At 55.9% G+C, this 22,418-nt stretch carries 15 protein-coding genes; 4 read left to right on the plus strand and 11 right to left on the minus strand.

Features of this window, described 5'->3' with window-relative positions; all coding sequences use genetic code 11:
• Window positions 1-254: 254 nt before the first annotated feature.
• From AC1RGE_RS08380 to AC1RGE_RS08405, 6 genes are all read right to left on the minus strand, one after another.
• Complete coding sequence (locus AC1RGE_RS08380; RefSeq protein ID WP_492583927.1) at window positions 255-884, minus strand: response regulator; 630 nt, start codon at window positions 882-884, stop codon at window positions 255-257.
• Window positions 885-976: 92 nt separating this feature from the next.
• Window positions 977-1,978 carry a fimbrial protein gene (locus AC1RGE_RS08385; protein ID WP_492583929.1) on the minus strand — a complete coding sequence of 334 codons (1,002 nt, stop codon included), beginning with the start codon at window positions 1,976-1,978 and terminating at the stop codon, window positions 977-979.
• A gap of 49 nt (window positions 1,979-2,027) precedes the next feature.
• The gene (locus AC1RGE_RS08390; protein ID WP_492583931.1) at window positions 2,028-4,547 is read right to left on the minus strand and encodes a fimbria/pilus outer membrane usher protein; all 2,520 of its coding nucleotides are present in this window, start codon (window positions 4,545-4,547) and stop codon (window positions 2,028-2,030) included.
• Window positions 4,548-4,626: 79 nt separating this feature from the next.
• Window positions 4,627-5,346 carry a fimbrial biogenesis chaperone gene (locus AC1RGE_RS08395; protein WP_492583933.1) on the minus strand — a complete coding sequence of 240 codons (720 nt, stop codon included), beginning with the start codon at window positions 5,344-5,346 and terminating at the stop codon, window positions 4,627-4,629.
• 52 nt (window positions 5,347-5,398) lie between these two features.
• Window positions 5,399-5,989: a fimbrial protein gene (locus tag AC1RGE_RS08400; protein WP_492583935.1), complete on the minus strand. Its 591-nt coding sequence runs from the start codon at window positions 5,987-5,989 to the stop codon at window positions 5,399-5,401.
• Window positions 5,990-6,223: 234 nt separating this feature from the next.
• Window positions 6,224-7,699, minus strand: coding sequence for an aldehyde dehydrogenase family protein (locus AC1RGE_RS08405; protein WP_492583937.1), 1,476 nt, complete (start codon window positions 7,697-7,699; stop codon window positions 6,224-6,226).
• 84 nt (window positions 7,700-7,783) lie between these two features.
• Between AC1RGE_RS08405 and AC1RGE_RS08410 the strand changes: the two genes are divergently transcribed.
• Window positions 7,784-8,704: an AraC family transcriptional regulator gene (locus AC1RGE_RS08410; protein WP_492583939.1), complete on the plus strand. Its 921-nt coding sequence runs from the start codon at window positions 7,784-7,786 to the stop codon at window positions 8,702-8,704.
• Here the strand turns inward: AC1RGE_RS08410 and AC1RGE_RS08415 are convergent.
• The 4 genes from AC1RGE_RS08415 to AC1RGE_RS08430 form a co-directional block, all read right to left on the minus strand.
• Window positions 8,701-9,450, minus strand: coding sequence for an SDR family NAD(P)-dependent oxidoreductase (locus tag AC1RGE_RS08415; RefSeq protein ID WP_492583941.1), 750 nt, complete (start codon window positions 9,448-9,450; stop codon window positions 8,701-8,703). The genes AC1RGE_RS08410 and AC1RGE_RS08415 overlap by 4 nt on opposite strands.
• Window positions 9,451-9,600: 150 nt before the next feature.
• On the minus strand, window positions 9,601-11,442 hold the full coding sequence (locus tag AC1RGE_RS08420; protein ID WP_492583943.1) for a GldG family protein: 1,842 nt from the start codon (window positions 11,440-11,442) through the stop codon (window positions 9,601-9,603).
• Window positions 11,443-11,446: 4 nt separating this feature from the next.
• Window positions 11,447-12,172: an ABC transporter permease subunit gene (locus tag AC1RGE_RS08425; protein ID WP_492583945.1), complete on the minus strand. Its 726-nt coding sequence runs from the start codon at window positions 12,170-12,172 to the stop codon at window positions 11,447-11,449.
• Complete coding sequence (locus AC1RGE_RS08430) at window positions 12,169-13,092, minus strand: ABC transporter ATP-binding protein (protein WP_492583947.1); 924 nt, start codon at window positions 13,090-13,092, stop codon at window positions 12,169-12,171. Before AC1RGE_RS08430 ends, AC1RGE_RS08425 begins: the two co-directional genes overlap by 4 nt.
• A 209-nt stretch (window positions 13,093-13,301) precedes the next feature.
• On the opposite strand from AC1RGE_RS08430, the gene AC1RGE_RS08435 reads away from it, so the two are divergent.
• The gene (locus AC1RGE_RS08435) at window positions 13,302-14,297 is read left to right on the plus strand and encodes a hypothetical protein (protein WP_492583949.1); all 996 of its coding nucleotides are present in this window, start codon (window positions 13,302-13,304) and stop codon (window positions 14,295-14,297) included.
• 35 nt (window positions 14,298-14,332) lie between these two features.
• On the opposite strand, the gene AC1RGE_RS08440 is transcribed toward AC1RGE_RS08435, so the two are convergent.
• A complete protein-coding gene (locus AC1RGE_RS08440) occupies window positions 14,333-17,518 on the minus strand; it encodes a hybrid sensor histidine kinase/response regulator (protein WP_492583951.1) in 3,186 nt (1,061 codons plus the stop codon).
• A 233-nt stretch (window positions 17,519-17,751) separates the two neighbouring features.
• On the opposite strand from AC1RGE_RS08440, the gene AC1RGE_RS08445 reads away from it, so the two are divergent.
• Both AC1RGE_RS08445 and AC1RGE_RS08450 read left to right on the plus strand, forming a co-directional pair.
• Entirely contained in the window at window positions 17,752-18,654 is a 903-nt protein-coding gene (locus tag AC1RGE_RS08445) for an EAL domain-containing protein (RefSeq protein WP_492583953.1), read from the plus strand.
• A gap of 3 nt (window positions 18,655-18,657) precedes the next feature.
• On the plus strand, window positions 18,658-22,287 hold the full coding sequence (locus AC1RGE_RS08450; protein ID WP_492583955.1) for a transporter substrate-binding domain-containing protein: 3,630 nt from the start codon (window positions 18,658-18,660) through the stop codon (window positions 22,285-22,287).
• Window positions 22,288-22,418 lie beyond the last annotated feature (131 nt).

Raw genomic sequence — 22,418 nt, forward strand, 5'->3', positions numbered from 1 at the left:
CAGGCCTGCATCTCTACCCTTCTTGCAAACCACAAAAAAGCCGCAGTGCACGGCGCCTTGTTTGGCGTCGTGCACTGCGGCTTTGAGTAGGGGGATACAGGCTACCTCGCCGATCAGGCACTTCACTGCGTGATGGCGTGACGAACAACGGTTGTGCCTGCGGGGCACTCTCCGACTGGAGCCTGGGGGCGTTCGTGGGGATCAATTGGAGGTAAAGCATGCCCATGAAAAAGCACGCATTGCGCGTGCTCTTGTCAAACCAGGCCGTTACGCTTGGCAAGCTCTCCAAGGGCAATCAGGTTGTCCACACTCAGCTTGCGCTGTAGACGAACGCGGTAGGTGCTGACGGTTTTGTGGTTGATCATCAGTTCATTGGCGATGTCTTGATTACCCATCCCTCGTGCCAGCAACTTCAATACGGTGATTTCACGATCCGACAGCTGTGCGATCAACAAGCTTTCCTGGTTCGCCGCCTGGGTATTGTCGCGAAGTTGATGAATGGTATTAGCGGGAAAATAACTGTACCCGGACAGCACCGCTTTCACCGCGCCAACCAACTCATCCAGGCTGTCATCCTTACACACGAAACCTGCCGCACCGGCCTGCAAGGAGCGCATGGCGAAGTTACGAGAGTCGCCGGAGGTGAGGATCAGGACACGGGTGGAAATGCCAATAGCCTTCAAGTGAGCGATTACCGCGAGGCCGTCCATCTTGGGAATGCTCAAGTCAAGAATGACCAGATCCGGAAGGAGCTTGCGGATGATCTCGACAGCGTCAACGCCATTGTTGACTTCCGCCATGATGGTGTGACCTTCACCTTCGAGCATGACGCGAACAGCCATGCGCATCAGTGGGTGATCGTCGACTATTACAATATTGCCCATGTCGCGTATTCCTGCTTTTCGAGTTGACGGATGATGCATGCCGGGCAACGAAAAATATATTCATTTCCAGGATTATTCTGGCTGCCCAGCCGTCAGTCATAAACCAGTGTAATAGTTACGCCTGCGGACAGCGGACCTGGGGTCACCACTGTACCTGTACGTTTATAGCGGGCCGTCAAAGGTTTGACCAAACTACCTCCGGCCATCGCAATGGAGCCAATATCTCGTTTGTTCTCCGTAGCCAATATAGGACCGAAGGTAACTGGTGTTAGCCCATCCTTGACTTCAATCGCAATACCCGTTGCGTCTCCCGAGCCCGTCGCCGAAGCCAGGGTTGTACCGATATTGGTGGGATCGTTCACATCCGTCATAAAGTAAGAAACTGTGTATTTTACAAACGCATCGCTACAATCCACAGAGAACTGAAACGGGCTGTCACCCGCTGTTGATCCTACACTCTTGAATTGCGAAGAGTCTAATCGAGGTAACTTAACGGTGCCTGGAGACTTCAAAACACAAGCTTTTGATTTTACTGCCAAGGCAGTCCCCGGGGCTGTTATTTTTGATTGCGCGCCAGAAGGCTTCGAGTCAACCATCGCCCGGACGGTAGCAATGTTAAATCCGGGCAATTTAAATGAACCAGCAATTGGAGTATTATCAGCCGATATGAGTTTTACTCTCAAATCCGCTTGAAGAATCCATCCCTTGTTAGCTCCACTGCTACTCTGATCCTTCCATCCAGTTATTTCAGAACTTGCGACCGGCATCCAGACTGACTTGGAATAATCCAAGACTTCTATTATGTAATTAACCCCACTCAACGACGTTGAGTATGTGTTGTAAGACTTGCCACCATAGCTAAGCACCCCCACCTTCTCACCATCAATCTTATAAACCCATTCAATCAACCCCCCGCCATTGCAGCTTACCAACGTAGTGGTGGACGTCGCATACCAGTTTGATGGGGTTTCTCTCTGCCACTGAATTGCAGCTGGCATGTTTACGCCGCTGGTTGGGAGTTTGGTCGTGCATGTATACGCGGCCTTACATTCAAACCCTAAGAGCGCAAGCAACAAAAATAAAAAACGGCTCACAATAAACTCCTATTACTCGATTGGATTTTCTGCGTCGCACTTGCGTCAGTCATTGAATCTGTTTTTTTGATAAAAATCCGACTTGGCAGATCATGGCAAATTTTTCATACATCAAATCACTATTAACTTTCGGTACATCATAATTAACGTCACAACCGCCCTTGCTCCACTTGACGCTAAACTTGCCTTTATCGGGTATCCCGAATACCAATAACCGCGAAGCATTATCGACGCTGCCAAGCAAGCGTCCGTCTTCTGCATAAGCCTGCGCGCCAAATGGCAGTTTCTGACCATCGACCAATCTCAGGTCGAACTGGATTCGCCGGCCGGACTCAGCTTCGAATCGGTGCTTGACCACGGCACCCCGCGTGGGCACGACTTGGCCGGAGGTTTCTGCAATTTCAATCTCGCTGCCAAAAGTCGAGGTTTCCAGGTTGATCCAGTTGTAGCGATACGGTTGGGCAAACGGCACGACGGCATAACCTTTGCTATCGGTGCGCACCACACTGGAAGAATCGACACCAATGCCTTGGGTATTCGGCACTTCAACCAGGGCGAAGGTATCGCCTACAGGCTGGCCAAAGGTCACACCGCCGCCATGCACCACCACCGAACCAGACGCGCCCAGGTCCAAGTGTTTGTTGTCTCGGCCCTGGCCATAGTTGCCACTGACTTTAGCTGTTGGTGTGTCCCAGTTGAGACCCACGCTGGTGGAGTTACCCGAGGTTTTGCTGTGGCTGGCCTGCGCCGAATAGTTCAGGGTGTTCTGTTCATCCAGGCTGCCAGACAGCCCCGTCTGAATGGACGAATCGCCCTGATTCGACGTAGTGACGCTGGAGTACATGCGCTGCGTACCGCGGCTACTACCAAAGGGAATGCTGATCGAAGCCGTCATCTGGTTGTCAGCGCCTTGATGACTGCCCTGTTGTTCGGTACGCGATACGGCAACGTTGTAACTGATGTCCGAATAGTTGCCGCCATAACCAAACTGCCACCGCCGGGTGCTGCCCTGCCGATTCCAGTAACTGGTTTCACCCAGGCTCAAGAACAACGAGCCGCGCCCCGCCAGGGACTGGTTGATGTTCATGTCGAAGCGGCTTTTCTGCCGACCGTAATTGCGTGTGCCGACTTGCTCCTGGTCTTCGACGTGCTGGCTGAATGTGCGATAGGACTCGGTGGAGTAACGGTAACCCACCATGGTGAAGGTGGTATCGGTCTGGCTCAGCGTCTTGGAATACAGGAACCGCGCACTCTGGCCAACATTCTTGCGTCCTGCCGGGCTCTGGGAACTGCTGTTGGTCACGTCGAACGACAGGCCGCCCCAAGGAGAGTTGACGCCCACCCCGAGATTCAGCGCCTTGTAGTCGGCCGCCGCGATCAGGCCGCCATAGCCGGTGAGATTATCCGTAGCCCCGTAAACCAGCGTGCCCTGAGTGAACTTGGGCGCGGCCTGCCCCTGTGTCTGGTACTCACCCGCCGCCAGGCTGTAGCGCATGCTGCCTCGGCGCGCCATGACCGGCAAATAGGAATAGGCCTGTGAATACTGGCGTTCGCGCCCATCCGCTTCAATGATTTTGACGGTCAGGTCACCGTTCGAACCACTGGGGTAAATGTCCGAAATCTCGAACGCGCCTGCCGGCACGGTCGTGGAGTAGATGACGTAATTATTCTGGCTGATCTCGACCGTTGCGTTGGTCTCGGCAATGCCTCGCACAACCGGTGCGAAGCCCGCCTCGTCATCCGTGAGCATGCCCAGTTCCGAGTGAATCTGTGCGCCACGAAAACGCACGCTGTCGAAAATGTCACCCGGGGTAAAGAGCTCACCGGCCGCCAGCTTGCCTTTCAAGCTACGGATGTCGCGTTCCACGTAGGTGCGGTTGCTGGTGAATTTGTCACGCACGTTGGTGGATCCGGAGATCGACGATTCGTTGCGAAAGCGCCAGGCGCCGACGTTGAAACCGTTACGCAAGCCCACATAGCGATAGTCGTTGTTGTAACCGTTGCTGATATTGCGACTGAAGTTGGTCTGGTAGTTGGTATAGAAGGCCGTTACCCCGTCATCCCACAGCGAAGGATCGACATAGCCTCGGGACTGACGGCGGATATAGGCTTGCGGCATGCTGATCTGCAGGGCCAGCGCGGTCACGTCAAACTCGACACTGGCGCCGGGCACCAGCGAGGCAACATCGATAACCGCAGTGTCATCACTCTTCGCCGGAATCAGTTTTTCCTTCGCGAGACGGTCGGTGTCTACGCCAATTGCTTTGAGCACGCCCAATTGAACAACAGGCAAGACTTCGCCACTCTTACCGGCGGCGGAGAACTCTACGCTCTGGCGCAAGGTCAATGTCTGATTGAGATAGACGTCGACATTATAAGTACCCGGAGCAATGGAACTGCCCTGCTCAAAGTACTTCAACTCGACGGCAGCACCCTGCTTACTAAGGAAAGCGCTGTTGAACTCTACCGAATAGGCAGCCGTAGGCACGGAAACGCCCATCAGGATTAAACTTGATGAACCCAGGCTTCCGAGGGCAGTGACCGCACGTTGATCCAATGAACGAAACATCCGTATGTATTCCCTGCTTTACAACTCAAACATTAACGACTGTCGAGCGATAACTAGCAGCCGAAAAGACACAAAAAAATCAACCAGACACTTCCATTACGTGTGGTTTTGGTGCGCCGTAATCATCAATTGAATTAAATTCGACAACTGCCTTGTTCTGAACAGACGAGGCATTAGCACCCGTCACCAAAAACCTCTCTTGCGCCCCCGGAGCAAGCATCTTTGATTGCACAACAAAGGACTTGCCTGAAAGCTTCAAAGATACCCCCCCAAAAGAAACATAATATTGGGATGGGTTACTTGCCAACAACCAAAGCCGTCCATCTTCGCCAATCAACTTCCACTTCAATTGATTGACGGACTCTTCCTGCGAACCCGACAAACCTGCAGGACGATAAAAAATCTTGATGCGCTGACGCACAGCTATTTGCAGTGTGTTTTCCTCTTCCGAGACTTGAGGGATTTCCTGGACACTGAGCCAAAACATAGACTCTTTATCTGAAGGAAGTCCTTGCCCGGAATAAAACACCCGCAAACTTTGCTGTTTCATTGCGCCAAGCCGACTTAATGCAGGGGTCAGGGCAAACGGCACATCCTGCCCGGGAGACGAAGCGTCCGGGTCTACCCAGGACTGCACCATAATGTCTTTACCACCATCATTTCTGACCATGATGGAGGTTTCCTTAAGTTTCTGCGGATAGATAATACGCGTACCACCCAAACTAATACCGGCACTGGCAAAGCTGCTAAAAAGCACGGTCAGCCCCGCCAATGCACATGTCACAATTGGCATTTTCATATTGTTCAACCCTTAAATTGGAGAGGCAGTTGAGCGCCTCTCCAGATGAAACTTATTCGTAGGTCAAGGTAAAGGGCAGTTGGCCGTTAGCTGTACCTGGAACAATTGCATCACCGTTAGCCATATAAGCCGCACGCATGTTCAGATTGGCAGAGTATTTAAAAGCAGGCTCTTCACCGCTCTTGACCAGTGCCGCGTTGATGGTGCCGTTACCAGTAAGGTTGATCAGGTTATTGCTGTTATCATACAGCGCGATACCAACGCCTTTGGCAGCACCTGTTGTTTTCAATAAGTTATTGTTCTTGAGGTCTACACCGGAACCAGAACTAGGGTCGAACTGTACTTTTACAGTGGTCAGGCCGGTAGCCGTATTAGCGCAATCAAGTTCGATGTTGATCGCGGTGCCCGCCACAATTCCTGTAGGCTTTCCGGCCAAGGAGTCGATACTGACTTTACCCAACTTGACGTCGATAACTTGGTTTCCTTTTTCGCCAGTCACAGTGCTGCCTGCGCCTGCACTTGCCTTGCAAGATGCCGCGGAAATTTCGCCGGTAAAACTGATGGTGCCATCCGCGGCCATTGCCGAAGTTGCGAACAAGCCAACGAAGGATGAAGCAAGAAGATGCCTGAGTGCAGTAGACACGAGTGTATTCCTTTAATTATACGATCGAGAGCAGATCAATTAACTCTTGCAGTAAGAGTTGGTGTAATTTTCACGCTTCCAATGCTTTCGCCCAATCGCAGGAATCTCGTCACCCACACTGATAAATCCATCAACCATGTAGGATTACTCCTACACAATTCATCGATGCACCATTTGAAAACCAAAAAAAAACCGCCTCCTTTCAGGGAAGCGGTTTTCTTGTTCAGCGGCTAATCAATGCGGTGCAAACCAGATCTCTGGCAGTTCTGCCTGCACTGTTATGGTTTTGGTCTGGGTGTAGGCATTCAGGGTTTCACGGCAGAACTCGCGACCAATGCCACTATTCTTGTAACCACCAAACGCAGTGCCATCCGTGATGTTCGAATAACGATTGATCCACACCGAACCGGCCTCCAGACGCGATGCTGTCTCCATGGCGTGTTTCAGGTTGCTGGTGTAGATACCGGAAGCCAGGCCATATTCCGTGCCATTGGCCTGGGCGATCATGGTTTCATAATCGTCCCAAATGATCAGCGACAGCACCGGGCCAAAGATTTCCTCCTGGCAGATTCTCATTTCATTACGGGCCAGCAGTATCGTTGGTTGAATGAAGTAGCCATGTTCACAGCCCGCCACGACTGCCCTGCCACCGCCAGCGAGTAATTCAGCGCCCTCTTCCTGGCCCAGTTTGATGTAGTCCAGCACTCGCTCGCCCTGACGTGCACTGACCAGGCAACTGACACGGGAGTCTTCGGCCAGTGGCGAACCGACTTTCACCCGATTGAATGAGGCAATCAGTTTTTCTCGAAAAACATCGGCAATGTCCGCATGGACAAACAAGCGAGTGCCGGCCAGGCAGGATTGTCCGTTGTTGTGGATGGCGGCAAACGTCGCGTTATCGACCACCGCATCGATGTCTTCAATATCGGGGAAGACAATATTGGCGCTCTTGCCACCCAGCTCCAGCGTTGACGGTACGAGGCGTTTAGCGGCGACGCCAGCAATGATTCTGCCGACTTCGGTACTACCGGTGAACGAGAGTTTTCTGACCAGAGGATGTTCGCTCAGTGCAGCACCAACGACTTCTCCCAATCCTGTGACCATATTCACCACGCCGGCAGGAAAGATCTTGTTGATCAGCTTGGCCAACTCAAGTGTCGATAAAGTGGCGTTCTCATCGGGCTTCAATACAACGGTATTGCCTGCCACCAATGCAGGTGCAAGTTTGAACGCCGCCATGATGGCAGGTGCATTCCAGGGAATGATCTGACCGCACACGCCCAGCGGCTCTCGCCGGGCGATGGCGTAACCACCGTCGATTTCACGGCCGGTATCTTCATAGGCCATGACCACGGAAGCAAAGTAGCGATAGTGGCGTACAGCTGTCAGGTAGTCCTTGCGCACTTCGCTGATACAACGGCCGACATCCAGCGCATCGATCGTGGCGAGGCGTTCGCTGTTGCGCTCGATCTCATCCGCCAACAGATTGATCAATCGGGCGCGTCCCTGCTGGCCCAGGTTTCGCCAGGCCGGAAAAGCGCTTTGAGCTGCCTTTACTGCGCGATCTACATCTGATTCCGTGCAATATCGAATGTAAGCCAGGTGCTTGCCAGTTGCAGGGGCGACTGCGGCGAAACAGCGGTCTTTTTCGTCTGTTTCAAATACACCATTAATAAGGGGGCCGTAAGATTTATCAAACTCTACTTTCATGTAAACCTCGTATTCGTGCGTAAATACTGGAGCAGCTATGTTATAAAGCGCCAAACATTTTCTTCATCGTCCAAAAGGCCCTGTATGGATCCTCTTTCCGATGTCCTATCTTTATTGAGAATTCGTAACTACCACTCCGCCTCACTTTCATTGGGCGGCGACTGGGCGTTTAACTTCCCTATTAGAGAAGGCATCAAGTTCACGGCAGTGGTTAAAGGCAATTGCTGGTTACAGGTCGAAGGCGAGCCGGCGCCTCAACAACTTGACCAAGGTGACTGTTTTTTGATGACCCGCGGCGTGCCTTTCACGCTGTACAGCGACCTGTCACAACCGGTGCTCGATTCGGATGGCTATTTTCGAACCCTGGCAGCGGATGAACTGACCCTGAGTCATGGCGGCGATGACGTTCAACTGGTCGGTGGCCGCTTTGACTTCACCGGGCTACCCACCCAGTTACTCCTCAGTACCCTGCCCTCTCTGGTTCACGTCAAAGGCAACGAGCCTCAGGCGTCGATTCTGCGTTGGGCACTGGAGCGCTTTACCTCGGAATTGCATCAACAACGTCCGGGCCGGTCACTGATGAATGAACACCTGGCGCACATCATGTTGGTCGAAGTCCTGCGCACCCACCTGGCGACGCTGAACAGCAGCGGTATCGGCTGGTTTTTTGGTCTGGCCGATCGCAACCTCAGCCTTGCGTTGGGCGCGATGCACGGAAATCCTTCGCACCGCTGGACTGTCCAGGAACTAGCGCAGCTGGCCAACATGTCACGCTCGGCGTTCGCGCTTCGCTTCAAGCAAGTCGTTGGCAGCGCACCAATGGAATACCTGACCCATTGGCGCATGTTGCTGGCCAGTGATCGTCTGAAGAACTCCGGCGACTCGGTATCGACCATCGCCTTCTCCTTGGGTTACGAATCCGAAAGTGCCTTCAGCACCGCTTTCAAGCGCGTGATGGCTCAGTCGCCCCGCCATTACGTGCGCGAGTATTCATCTCAGGATTAGTGCAGTCCGCCACCGATGATCAGCAATTCGCCAGTGATCCAACTGGCGTCTTCCGATGCCAGAAACGCCACGGCAGGCGCAATGTCCTCAGGCTGGCCGATGCGGCCCAGCGGTGTGATGGCTTCGATCTTCTGTCGAAACTCATCTTCAAAAAAACCGCTCGCATGCACACCTTCGGTCACGACCAGGCCCGGATTGACGGCATTGACTCGGATCTTTTTCGGCCCAAGCTCATTGGCGAGGGTCTTGGTAATCGCATCTACCGCGCTTTTGGACGCGGTATAAACCGCCGAATGGGCAGGCGTGAACGAGGTCACGCTGGAGCTGATGTTGACGATGCTGCCACCCTGGGGGTTGAACACCGATACCGCTTCCTGAGTGCAGCGGATCAAGCCCAGCACGTTCAAGTTGAACTGGCGATGGAACTCTTCTTCGGTGATTTCCGCTAGAGCGCCCGTGGCATAGACACCTGCATTATTGACCAGGATATCGAGATGACCGTGTTCATGAACAATGGCCTTGAACAACGCCTTCAGCTCAAGGGGATCGGCGACGTCAGCCTTGATTGCATACGCACGGCCGCCTTTTTCAAGGATCTGCGCGACAACCCGATCGGCGTCCTCCTGGCTACGGGTGTAATTGACAATGACCGTCGCACCGTCACCAGCCAACTGCTTGGCAACAGCCGCGCCAATCCCTTTGGATGAGCCGGTAACCAGCGCTATTTTCTTGTGTAGCTTTTTCATGATGATTGATCCTTTCTGGCGTCGACCAATAACGGTCAAATGGTGCGGGCCTATGACTTGCGCCCGATGAAATCCAGCTTATGGACGTTGGTCTGATCCTGTAATAGGCGGCACTCCAGAATAGTTTTGCCATCGTCCAGACTTTGAACATCAAGGCTTTTTGCGCGTCTTGACATGCCAGCGCCACAGGGCAAATGAAAGAAACAGCAACGAGATCAACAACGGAACCAGCACGATGTTGATCAGGCGCAGCACCTTCCCCAACCTCTGCACCTGAGTATTGAGCTGCAGCGCCACCTGGCGCATCTGCTGCTCGATAGCCGCTTTTTCAGCGGTGAACCTGGCGACTGTTTGCTGTTGCTCGGCCGTCAAGGGCAGGGTCGGGTCGCGACCGTCGACAGGTGCCGTCAATTGCTTTTCAGTCGAGTCCAGCGCCTGCTGCAAGGTGCTGTTCATTTGTCGGTAACGGATCTGCGCTTGCTGTTGCAACTGTTCAACCACGGTGAATGTGCGGCTGTAGTGGCCGCGCGAACGCAGGCTGATCAGCGCGTCTGAACCGGACAGGCTGTCGAGCGCATTGAGTACGAAGGCCGCGTTGTCAGCCCATGGCTCCACAGCCGGGTGATCGCCTTGTAATTCAACATCCGCCCACAGGTTGTCACTCAGCAGATCGGTGTCCGCCACGACAACGACATTGATCTGATCGCTATGGGTGAGTGCTTTGCCGTCCGGTTGATGCGCAAACGCCGATTCGGCAGGCCCCTGAATCCGTGTGGCGATCATGTGGCCTTCTGCCGAAGGGCTGAAGGTCCTGGCCAGCTCGGCAGGGTCATTCAAGTGATCAAGGGCCGAGGTCTCAACCAGCATGGTTTGCTGCGAACTGTGCAACAGCGGCGTGAGTGTGGTTTTCGCTTCGGGTACGGCATTCAAGATGCCGCTGGTGGACAGGTTGAGGCTGCCAAGACCGGCAGTGATGACATCCTCGGGATTCATGGCGCCGGAGGTCAGCTTGAGGGCCGTTGGTTGCCACACGGGTTCGGCGCCCTGTTGCAGCCTGACGAACTGACCGTATTCGGCATCGCCCAGTAGTCGTCCCGGCAAGAGGCGCACACCCCAGGCTTTGAGCAAGGGCGCCAGGTCCGAAGACTTGTCCTTGCTGGGAATCCCGAAATAATTGTCGCCACGATCCCGTTCGCTGTACGGGTCCACGAACACCAGCAGTCGCCCGCCGCGCAGCACGAACTGATCGATGGCGCGTAGCGTGGATTGCGCAAGATGCTTGGGATGAACCAGCATCAAGACCTTGAGGTCTTCGGGGATCTGCTCTGTTTCCAGGGCCAGTTCCCTCACTTCGAAGGCTTTGCGAATCTCCTGCACGATCGACCATGGAGCCTGAGTTCGGCGCGCCTGAGGCTCAAAAACGCCCATCATCGGCAGTGTCGACATCAGGCCGACTGATGGGCGCTGCGGCCGCGACAGCACTTGCAGCAGACGACTGATGTCGTATTCGAGGAACGATTGCTGATTGAGCACAAACATCGGAATACTGACGTGATGATCATGCCCGTCCACCATGGCCAGACCAAAGTACACCGGGGCAGTACCGGTGCCAAAGTCCAGCGGTTCCAGGCCCAGCTCGGCAGCCCTCCTCTCTTGTTCAGAGAACGCCGCCGGATCGATGACGTGCAGCCGCAAATGTCCATCCGACGCGCGTTGATACTCCTGCAGCAACGCTTCGACCCGTGCGGCGTAGCTGCGTAGCACGACTATGTCCTTCGCCGCCTGGCCGGAGAAATACAGATAGAGATCGACCGGCTGCTTGAGGTCCTGAATGATCTGACGGCTGCCGGCGCTCAGGGTATACAACCGCCGTTCGGTGAGGTCCAGGCGCATGTCCGACAGGCGCGGCGCAATGCCCAGATTGATCGACACGAACGCCCCTGCGATCAGCGCAAGCCAAAGGCACGTAGAGACAAGGCGCTTGAACGTCATGGCGTCAGGTCGCCATCTTCAGTTCGACCGTTAGCACGGTAACTGCCAGCCAGGCGACGATCTGGCTGATGAAATACAGAAGATCTCTGGGCTCGATCACGCCTTGAGTGAGGCCTGCGAAATGCGCCAAGACACTCATCGACGCCACACGATCCAGCCAGTGCACCGGCACCCAATCGCGGAACATATCGAGGATCACGGAGGAACCACAGGCGATAAAGAAAAGACACACTGCAGCCGCCAACAGAAACGCAAGCAGCGGACTTTTGGTCAACGCCGACATGCAGCCACAGATCGCCAGAAAACTCCCCGCCAGCAGGACACTGGCCAGATAACCACAGAGAATGGCTCCGTTGTCCGGCGCGCCCAGGTAGTTGACCGTCAGTACCAATGGGAACGTCAGTAAAAGCCCGGCAATGGCGATCACCCACGACGCGAAAAACTTGGCCAGCACCGCGCCCCGTACGCTCACGGGCAGTGACATCAACAATTCGATTGAACCCGACTTGCGCTCTTCAGACCAAAGGCGCATGCCCAGGGCCGGCAGCAGCAAGGCATACAGCCACGGCAAATGATCGAAAAACGGGTTCAGGTCGGCCTGATTGCGCTCATAGAATCCGCCGCTGTAAAACGTGCAGATTCCGCTGAGCAGCAGAAAAGCGACCATATAGACGTACACCGTCGCGGTGCTGCAGGCACTGTGCAGTTCGCGCTTGAGCAACGCCATCATGGTCGGTTCTCCCGTGTCAGCGAACGGAATACTTCCCCCAGAGAGCCGCGCTCGATCTCTTGGCGATAGACCTCCCAGCCCTTGGCATTGATGAGGCTGTTGACCTGCGGAGCAATCACCTGACCGGAGCGAGCCAGCACCCTGACACTGTGGCTGACTTCACCCCTCTCGATGCCCGCAACCCCCGGCAGGACGGCCAGAGCCATCAAGTCCAATGGTTGTTTGGCGAACAATGTCACGGCTTGGTGATAGCGCGAGCGACTCTCCAGCTCTTGCGGTGTGCTGTCGGCCAGCAACCTGCCTTTATTGAGCACCAACGCCCGGCTGCACAGGGTTGTGACTTCCTCCAGAACATGCGTCGAAATAAGTACGACCTTGTTCCGGGCCAGTTCCTTGATCTGCTCCCGCACCCGGTGTTTCTGGTTGGGGTCGAGCCCGTCAGTAGGTTCATCAAGAATCAATACTGCTGGGTCGTGCAGGATGGCCTGGGCGAGCCCCACGCGGCGTTGAAACCCCTTGGACAGCTGTTCGATCACTTGTCCGCGCACCTCCAGTAGCTCGAACTGTTCCAGCATGGCCATCACGCGCTGCTTCTTTTCACGCCCCCTGTAGCCGCGCACATCAGCGATGAAACCCAGGAACCCCTGCACCGTCATCTCGCGGTAGCACGCATTGCCCTCGGGGACATAACCGAGCAGCCGCTGGACATCGCGTGTGTGACGGCGAATGTCCAGGCCGCGCACTTTTGCGGTACCTGACGTAGGCGAGACAAACCCGCTCAGCATCCTCAACGTGGTGGACTTACCCGCCCCGTTGGGCCCCAACAGCCCAAGTACCTCTCCCGTTTTTACGTGGAACGACAATTCATCCACAGCAACGGCACCGCAAAACCGCTTGGTCAATCTGGCTAGTTCGATCATGACTTCCACAACAGTTGAAGAGCTTGTTTCACTGAGGGTCGCAGCCCACCAATGACGATGCGGCGCACGATAACCGTACGCAAACACCTATAGAACAGCGCTTCCGCGGAATCCGAAGAGTCTTAAGCCCATGGAGATTTATCGTTTACCAAGTGCGGATTATCTGACAGGGTCAAAGAAGCAAGCTGCGTATTCTGCGATTCAGATGATTGGCCCCGATCATCATTGCGCAGTCAGGTGAACCGATGCTTTGCAGAACGATAGAAGTACCAGATGCCCAGGGTGAGTTGCACAACGGCGCACTGCTTTGCGGTTTTCTCGCGACTCAGAACGACCAGATGTTTTTACTCTACAGCTTGAATGAAAAGGTGAATGACGACTTGGTCCGGGTGTACCTGAGCGCCATCGAGAAGAATGCTGACAGCGTCAAAATGTGCAGCGCGACCGCCGATGACTTCAAGTGCGCCACTCAAACGCTGAAGAGCATTCTGCGAGATGCCAACTCGCCTGACGGCCAACAGACCGATGATTCGTATTGCATCATCGACCTCGGTAATGCCGAGTTTTCCTGCACCCCAACGCCCACCCATCACAGCTTGAAAATCAGCGAGGCCTGGCTGTTGAAGTTGCTGGAGTTCAACGCCGCAGGCTTGGCAAACGAAGATGCCCGTACTGCTGCCGTCCCTGCAGCTGCCGTTGCGACGCAGACAGCACCCGCGCCGGTCAAGGCGGAACTCAATCTGAGCCTGCAAGGCACGGAATATGGTTTGGCCGCCCCCACGGCAAGCCCTTACCAAAAGCCTCACCTCGAAGCAATGCAGTCGCTGCTCAACCAACTTTTCCCAACGTCCGGGCCCAGCGGTGCCTCGGCCGACAGGGCAGTGCCTTCGCTCCCATTGGCACCTTTGCCAGAGGCCGCTTCCGAGGCCAGGCGAGGTGAGTTGCCAACAATGCCCGACGAGCACAATGTCCCCGTGCGCACAGATCAGAATCTCAAGACGCTGTTGGCCAACGTCCAGGCGCACACCGCGACGCTGTTTGGAAGATACGCCCATCTTGAACAGCAGCAGCGTCAACAAGAGCAAAGGGAACACGAGCTTTCACTGCGTGAAGCGTCGGTCACTCAGCGCGAGCAGGAGTTGATGGAAGGGATCACCGCGTTGCTCACGGCTGAAGAACAATTGAACAGCCTGATCAACGCCTAGTGGGCGGGCAGCACGAGGCTGCCCGGTGTGCCCCATCAGTTTCTGGGTTGAATGCCTTGCGCCAGCAGCGCTGCCTCGACGCGCTCGATGAAGCGGGCGATGGCCGTGGTCACGACGCTTTGCTCAGCGTCGTGAACCGTGGTTTCAAGTGCCTTGCTCGACGCGATCAGGGACCTGGCCCTGGTCACTGCCAGCGCGCTGCGAATCCGGTGAAGCAAGTGCGCGATGGCGACAGGATCATAGCTCTGTGTCGCCCGTTGCAGGTCATTCAGGTCCTGGCGAATGACCTGCGCGAACAACGTGCGCATCTGGTCGGGTATCTGCAACTGATCCACTTCAGGAGCCGCCTCTGGATCCTGAACGGAAGGATGCTCGGCCAGCGCCTTCAGGCAGAGATACAGCCCCTCGATCGAAACGGGCTTGCTCAACCAATTGTTCATCCCCACCCGAATGCAGTGCTCACCCTCCTCACGCAAGGCATTGGCCGTCACCCCGATGATGGGCAGTTGAAGGTCGCGCTTGCGCACTTCTTCAGCCAGGGCATACCCGTCCATGACCGGCATGTTGACGTCGGTCATCAATACGTCGAACGGCTGCGCTTGCAGTTGCGCGATTGCCTCCCGTCCGTTGGATGAAAGGGTTACCGTGCAACCGATATTTTCCAGCTGTTCTCGCATGAGCGCCTGATTGACAGGGTTGTCTTCGGCCAGCAGCACTCGCAGCCCCAGATCACGATTCGCCGACGGACGCTCATGCGGGACAACCTCAGGTATCTCGCCGGTAATCACCATTGAGACGGCCTCGAGGATTGCCATGACGCTATGCTGATTGACCAGTATGTCTTTACCAATGCACTGGGGCATCACGCCAAAATCATACCGGGCGAACACCGTTGCCCCTGACCAATGAGGTTGCAGCACGCCTTGCGGCATTACCTCCAGCAAGGCATCGAGGGTTCCATTCTGCGGGTCATCCTGAATCGACGTGCGGGCGCCGTAATGCTCCAGCCAGGCGCACAACGAGTCGGTCAATTCGGGGAACGGGCTGCGCACTTCAACCAGCTTGCCGGCCAGGTGCTCGAAACCCGTGCGACTGTACTGCCCTTCAACCTCGTCGACCGCCACCGACATACTGAAGACGCTCCCTTGCCCTGGAGTGCTTTGAAGTGACAGCGTGGCCCCCATCAATTCACACAATTTCAAGCAGATGGACAACCCAAGGCCCGTCCCCTTGAGAGCATGACGCTGATGGTTCACCTGATAGAACGGTTCAAACAAACGATCCTGCTGAGCCTGCGAGATACCGGGGCCGGTGTCTTCGACTTGCCAAGTCAATTGCCAGCGACCGTCCGCACAGAGGACGCCGCGCAGATAGACCCCGATATGGCCGCTGTCGGTGAACTTGATCGCATTGTTCAACAGATTCGCCATGATCTGCCGCAGGTGAACAGCATCACCTTTCACCCGTGCAGGCAAGCCTGGATCGATACAGCAAAAGAGTGCGACACCTTTTTTGGCCGCCATATCGGAAAAGCTGCGCACCAGCCCTTCCAGCGTGGGCAATGGGGCAAATTCGGCGGACTCCAGCAGCAATTGCCCCGATTCGATCCTGGACATGTCCAGCACATCGCTGATGATGTTAAGCAGCAGATCGGACGAACTGTCGATGGTGTCCAGGTAGGCCCGCTGCCGTGGCGTCAGCTCCGTCATGCCGAGCAACTCGAGCGTCCCCAGAACACCGTACAGCGGGGTCCTGATTTCGTGACTGACGCTGGCAACGAAGCGACTTTTCTCGTCATTGGCAGCGTTCGCCGCCTGGCGGGCAAACACCAGCGTCGCGGAAGCCTCACGGTGCGAGGTGATGTCGGTGAACGTGCACAACAGCACTCGTTCGTCCTGGAAGTGGGTCGGCGCGTACCGCACATGCAGGGCGCGCTCTGCAATCATCAGGCACCCCTCCCCCATCTGCGGTACGCCAGCCTCGAACAATGGCCAGTGCTGAAGCAGTTCCGGAATGTTCGCAGCAGCCCCCAGCCATTGAGTGAACAACCCGTTGCAGGTCACCGTTTCACTGTCTTTGAGCACGCACAACGCCAGCGGCACGGTCTGCAACAACGAGTGATTGAAATCATGGTTGTGGCGCAGTTCGCTGTAATCGCTGCGTGCCGGCACCACAATTCTTCTGCGATACCAACTGGTGAGCCACCAGCCACCCAGCACGCAAGACAGCAGTAACCCCATCAGTCCCGACAGCTGCCATCTGGCATTCTCGATCAACTGCGCAAAACTCACGCGATAGAGCGCCTGCCAACTGAGCAGCGCACCGGAACTGCGTTTGATGACCAGGCCAGAAGGTGTCAGGTGGAAGCCATCTTCGTACGCCAGCATGTCCGAATCCGCGGTTCCGAGCAGCAGACTTCCGTCGGGTGCCATCAGGTCAATGGCGTCGAAGGTCAGCGAATCGAAAAATTGACGCTCGATGCGCATACCCGCTTCAGCGGGGTCAGACAGGTTGACAAGTGTCGCGACGATCATATTCCCGGTCGGCTGCGAGGCACTTTTTCCAGGCTTGTTAAAGGGCACCGAGACGTAGGCAACCAGCTGCTCGGTCCCTGGCTCGCTGGCTCGCTCGGTGGTGGCCCAATGGACAAAAAGATCACTGTTCCTGGAAGGGCGTTTATTGAAAGTCTGCTGTACCTGGCGCAGCGCGGTCCCGGCATCACGGAGCGCAACCAGCCCATTGTTCTGTTCGGCGTCGATGGCCGGTAGCGTAATGTCGATTCGCTGATCGGGGTCGAACACAAACATCTGTGGCGAGTGGGCGGAAGACTGGCGCCAGAAGTCACGGTAGACATTGGCCAGGCTCATGCCAACGGTTATCGCCTGATCGACACGCGCAGGTTCATCGTACTGTCGCTCCATGACCAGGCAAAAAGGGATGGCGGACTGCGAAGCTTGCACGGTGTAGATCACCGAACCATTGCTTTCCTGTCGTGCGACCGCCCGATCAACCCAGTCCTTGTGAGCTGCATAGTCGGGCGTAGCGCTGGCGCTTATGGCCCGAAGCAGGAACACTTCCTGATCGTAGGCACGCCCGACAAAATTCAGGAAGTGGTAGTTGGCCTTCACCAGTTCGCCACGAAAAACCTTGTAGGTCACCCAGTAACCGGTCGCCACAAAAAACACGCCAAGCAGCAGGGACAGGGTCAAGCCGAAGTGCATGCGCAAAGACACGTTGGCCAGTCGGCCCACAGTTGATCGGTTAAGAGGCATAAAGACCGTGACGTGTTTATTGAGGAAAGTATCAGGGCAACTTGAGTGTCATGGCCGCCTTTGGTGATGAGCGAAAATCATAGCATGTAGGACTAGTCCTACATTGCAGATGGATCCTACTGATTATGCAGTACCGGCGGACCATGCATTCTAGGCGTCATTGAATGACTTGCGAGGCGAACATGCCAAGTGTATCCCTGAGTACTGCCAAGGACGCCTTGCTTCACTGCGTCTCCCCCGGCAACCCAATGAGCATCGTCCATCGCACGCCAGCCGGCTCCGATGTGCAGGTGTCCGAACGCCGGGTCCGTCTAGCGCTGTCCAACAAGGAGTTTGTGCCCTTCTATCAGCCTAAGGTCTGCATCGATACCCATGAGCTGGTCGGCGTAGAGGTACTGGCGCGCTGGAAACATCCGACGCTAGGGCTGACTTCACCTGCCCAGTTTCTGCCGGTAATAGAAAGCCTGGGCTTGCTGGACGAGCTATTTAGCCAGCTGCTGGACCAGGCCTTGCGACAACGCCTCAGGTTGCTTGCCCTGGATGTGGAGATTGACCTGGCCCTGAACGTCCATCCTGTTCAGTTGCAAAACCCCGAATTTGCCCAGGAGGTTCAGAAAGCCCTCAACCGCCGTGGATGCCCTGCCCGCGCCATCACCCTCGAGCTGCTTGAAACAGGCTTGATCACCCCTGACGGGCAGAGCTTCAAGAATCTTCTGCAATTGCGCTTGATGGGTTGCGGTCTGTCGATGGACGATTTCGGCAGCGGTTTCTCTTCGTTGCAGCGCTTGTGTGAACTGCCCTTCAGTGAGATGAAACTGGATGCCTCCTTTCTACGACAGCTCAACAGCAACCCCAAGACCCGCACCATCATTGCCAGCACCATCAAGCTTGCCAAAGCCATGGAAATAAAACTGGTGGTTGAAGGCGTGGAAGATCTCGATCAGGTTCGCCAGCTCAAAGACATGGGCTGCAGCGTGGCGCAGGGTTTCTTCTTCGCCCGGCCCATGCCTGCCGAGCAGCTTGTCCGCTACTGCCAGACCGGCCAGTCATCGCCCACAGAGTTCGCGAACAACATGAACAAGTGACTCATGCCAGTCAGACGCAATATTTCTCGTGTGTTTTGCTTTTTTCTTGCCCTGTTTTCTTTAGAAGCAACCAGCAACGCTGCAGCCCACTCAACCGGCAGTCCGGGCTTGCTGCACTTGAACAGTCAATGGGTAGCAGAACCTTTGCGCCTCAATCTCACCGAGGCGGACTGGGCGTGGCTGCGTGAAAAAAAGAGCCTCTCGGTGGGCGTGGTCGGTACATCGGCCTTGCCATTCGAGGTGGTGTACAGCGACGGCAATTACGAAGGTATCAGTGCCGATGTCGTGGCCGTCATCAAGCAGCAGTTGAGCATCGACATCAAAGTCAAACCCTTCTACAGCCGCGAGGACGCCCTCGATGCCTTGAACAGGCACCAGGTTGACTTGATAAGCCGGGCCAGTGAGTACGCGAGTGTGGACGGAGCGACGAAGCTCAGCTTGCCCTACGCGCATAACGTGCCGACGCTCTATCGCCGTCAAAACGATGACCGCCCGCTTCCCGATGAGCTCCGAGGCTTGCGCGTCGCAATGGTCAGTGATTATTTGCCGGCAAAAATGCTGGCCAGCCGCTTTCCGCAAGCGCACATCATCAGTTACCCCAACGATATCCAGGCCATGGCTGCCGTGGCCTTTCAAGATGTCGACCTGTATCTGGGCGACTCATTGACTGCGCATTACTTGATAAACAACAGTTTCTTCAGCTATCTCAAGTTCAAGCGTTTCGTCAAAGTCGAGTCGCAGGGCTACGGCTTCGCCTTGCGTCCCGATGACACCCGCCTGATGCATATCCTCAACACCACGATGAACGCAATCGGCACGACTCGCCTTAACCAGATCGTCAAACGATGGACCGATGGCGGCAATATCATGCCGCAAGAGCACGTGCTGTTGACCACGCAGGAAAAGCACTGGCTGGCGCAACACCCCGTCGCACGCCTGATGATTAATGACGACATGGCCCCTTCGGCCTTTTTTGATGCCAAGGGGCATTTCAACGGTGTCATTTCCGACCTGTTCGAAGTCATTACCCAGCGCACCGGCCTGCGCTTTGAAGTCCAGCGCGTCTCTGGCTTTCAGGCGATTCAGGACGCTCTGCGCGAAGGCCAGACAGACCTGGCCATTTTAAGCCCCAGTCCTGCGCGCCAAGCGAAGTTTCAGTTCACCCACCCTTTCGCCAACAGCTCGTTCAGCCTGGTGACATCCACTCGTCAACACGGCCTGACCAGCCTCGCCACACTGTCCGGCAAGCGCCTGGCTATCACTCGCGGTCATGTCATGATGGACATCATTCGCCGCGATTACCCCGACATCACTCTGTTGACGCCGCCCAATAATCTCGACGCCATGCGCATGGTCGCCAGGGGCGAGGCGGATGCTGCATTGATGGCTTTGTCCATGGCCCGTTACTACACCGCTCGCCTGTACGAAAAGGAATTGAGGGTTTCCGGCATTCTGGACAACGAGATGGCCACCGCCAGTTTCGCCATGCGCCGTGGTGACCTCGAACTGCATGGCATCATGGACAAGGCATTGCTGAGCCTGTCACCCGATGAGTTGAATGCGATCTCGACCCGTTGGCGCGCGAACGCAGCCATGAGCGGACAAACCTGGCGCGATTATCGATATGTCATCATGGAAATCGTCACCCTGGCACTGCTGGTGCTGTTTGTTTCCGCCATCCGTATCTTTCAGCTTCGTCGTCAAATCCAGCGTCGACGCGCCGCCGAGAAAGCGCTCAACGACCAACTGGAGTTTTTACAGGCACTGAATCACGCCATGCCAATCCCGGTGTATGTGCGCGATGACCATGGGCGTTTGCTGTCGTGCAGCAGCAGTTACGAACAGGTCATGAACGTCAGCGAAGCGCAAGTGCTCGGCAAGACAGCCTTGCAGATGCCTACCGAACACTTTGAGGTCGCGCAGGCGCTGCACAGCAGCTACTTGCGGGCCATGGCCACCGGGCAATCCCTCAAGCAGCGCTACGAGGTGGTCATCGCGGGAAACCCACAGATCATCGATCACTGGATCCAGCCATTCCGTGACTCTTCCGGCAACATCAAGGGCGTCATCTGTGGCTGGCAAGATGTGACCGAGCATCATCAACTGGTCGACGACCTCAAGCGTGCCAAGGAACGGGCTGATGAAGCCAGCCGGGCGAAAACCCAGTTTCTGGCAACCATGAGCCATGAGATCCGCACGCCCATGAGCGCTGTCATCGGCACCCTTGAACTGGCATTGAAACGCGCCGATCAGGGTGTGCTGGATCGCTATCACATCGACCTGGCCTACACCTCGGCGAAAAACCTGCTGGAACTGCTGGGCAATACGCTGGATATCGTGCGTATCGAATCGGGTCATCTGAGTATCAACCTGCGCCGCTGCACCCTGAAGGAAATGGTCGAGCCGGTGGCGCGGGTATTCGATGGCCTGGCACGGCAGAATAACCTCGAGCTGTTGCTCGACATCGATGCCGGGGCCTCGCGGGAAGTGCTGATCGACCCCTTGAGGTTCAAACAGGTGCTGTCCAATCTGGTCAGCAATGCAATCAAGTTCACCCACCAGGGGCAGGTGGCGATCAGGGTCAGCACTTCGATGGAGGGGCCGCACCTGATGGGCGTGCACCTGCAGGTTGCCGACACCGGCATTGGCATCTCGGCTGAAGATCTGAGTTTGTTGTTCCGACCATTCGCGCAAGTTGCGCAATCAACCTTGAATGCAATGGGAGGTAGCGGGCTGGGGCTGGTGGTGTCGCGCTCACTGTGCGAAATGATGGGTGGACGGTTGGAGATGCAAAGTACCCTGGGCGGCGGCACCACGGTGGATATCACCCTCATGCTCAAAGTGCTGGACCCGGTTCCGTTGCGCCAGACCATTCCAGCTGCTCATCTGGAAAACGATGCCGTTCAAAGTGCACGAATCCTGATCGCTGACGACAACCGCCTCAACCGGCAGATACTGCGGGCGCAGCTAGAGTTCATCGGGCACACCGTGACAGAAGCCTGCAACGGTCTTGAAGCCCTTGAGCGCTGGCGTCAGCAAGACTTCGATTGTCTGATTGCTGACTATCATATGCCCGTGATGGATGGCGTCGACCTGACGTTGGCGATCCGTCGCCAAGAGCGGCTGCGCAACGCCAGACCGCTGCTGATCCTTGGCTTGACTGCAGATGCACAACGCGAAGAGATTGAACGGTGCATCAACGCCGGCATGCGTGATTGCCTGATCAAACCGGCTGGGCTTGATGTATTGCAGGATTACCTCGCCTCGCTGCTGGCAGAGCGTCGCGCAAATAGAACCGCCTCAGTGGCGTTCGATCAAGCCCCTATAGGCAGCTCGCTGCCTCTGATCGATATCGGGATGAATGATCCAGTCATCATGAAACAACTGACGGCAGAGATTTTCAGGAGCAACCAACAGGATCTGATCGAACTCAAAGGCCTGCTTGAAAGTCCGGACGAGGCCGCGCTCGCCTGGCTGCTGCATCGCATCAATGGCAGCGCGGCACTGATGCAAAATCATTATCTGGCGGGGCTTTGTAAAGAGCCGGAGGCAGGAGTGATGACGGGCCTGCTGGAGCGAGCAAGAATGGTCGAGCAAGAGCTGCAGCGGATTCAGAACAGCTTGAACCTGTGATCGGTGAGGGCCGTGGTGACGAGGATGCCCGGCCCATTCATGCTGCTGGCGTTCAATGACGGCGCATCCCACCGTCTGTGTGTGGCGGTGTTCGCCATGGCTGGGGCGGCGCCTGCAGATTCACGCAAAGG

This window comes from Pseudomonas sp. GW823-FHT02C05, from assembly GCF_058797595.1.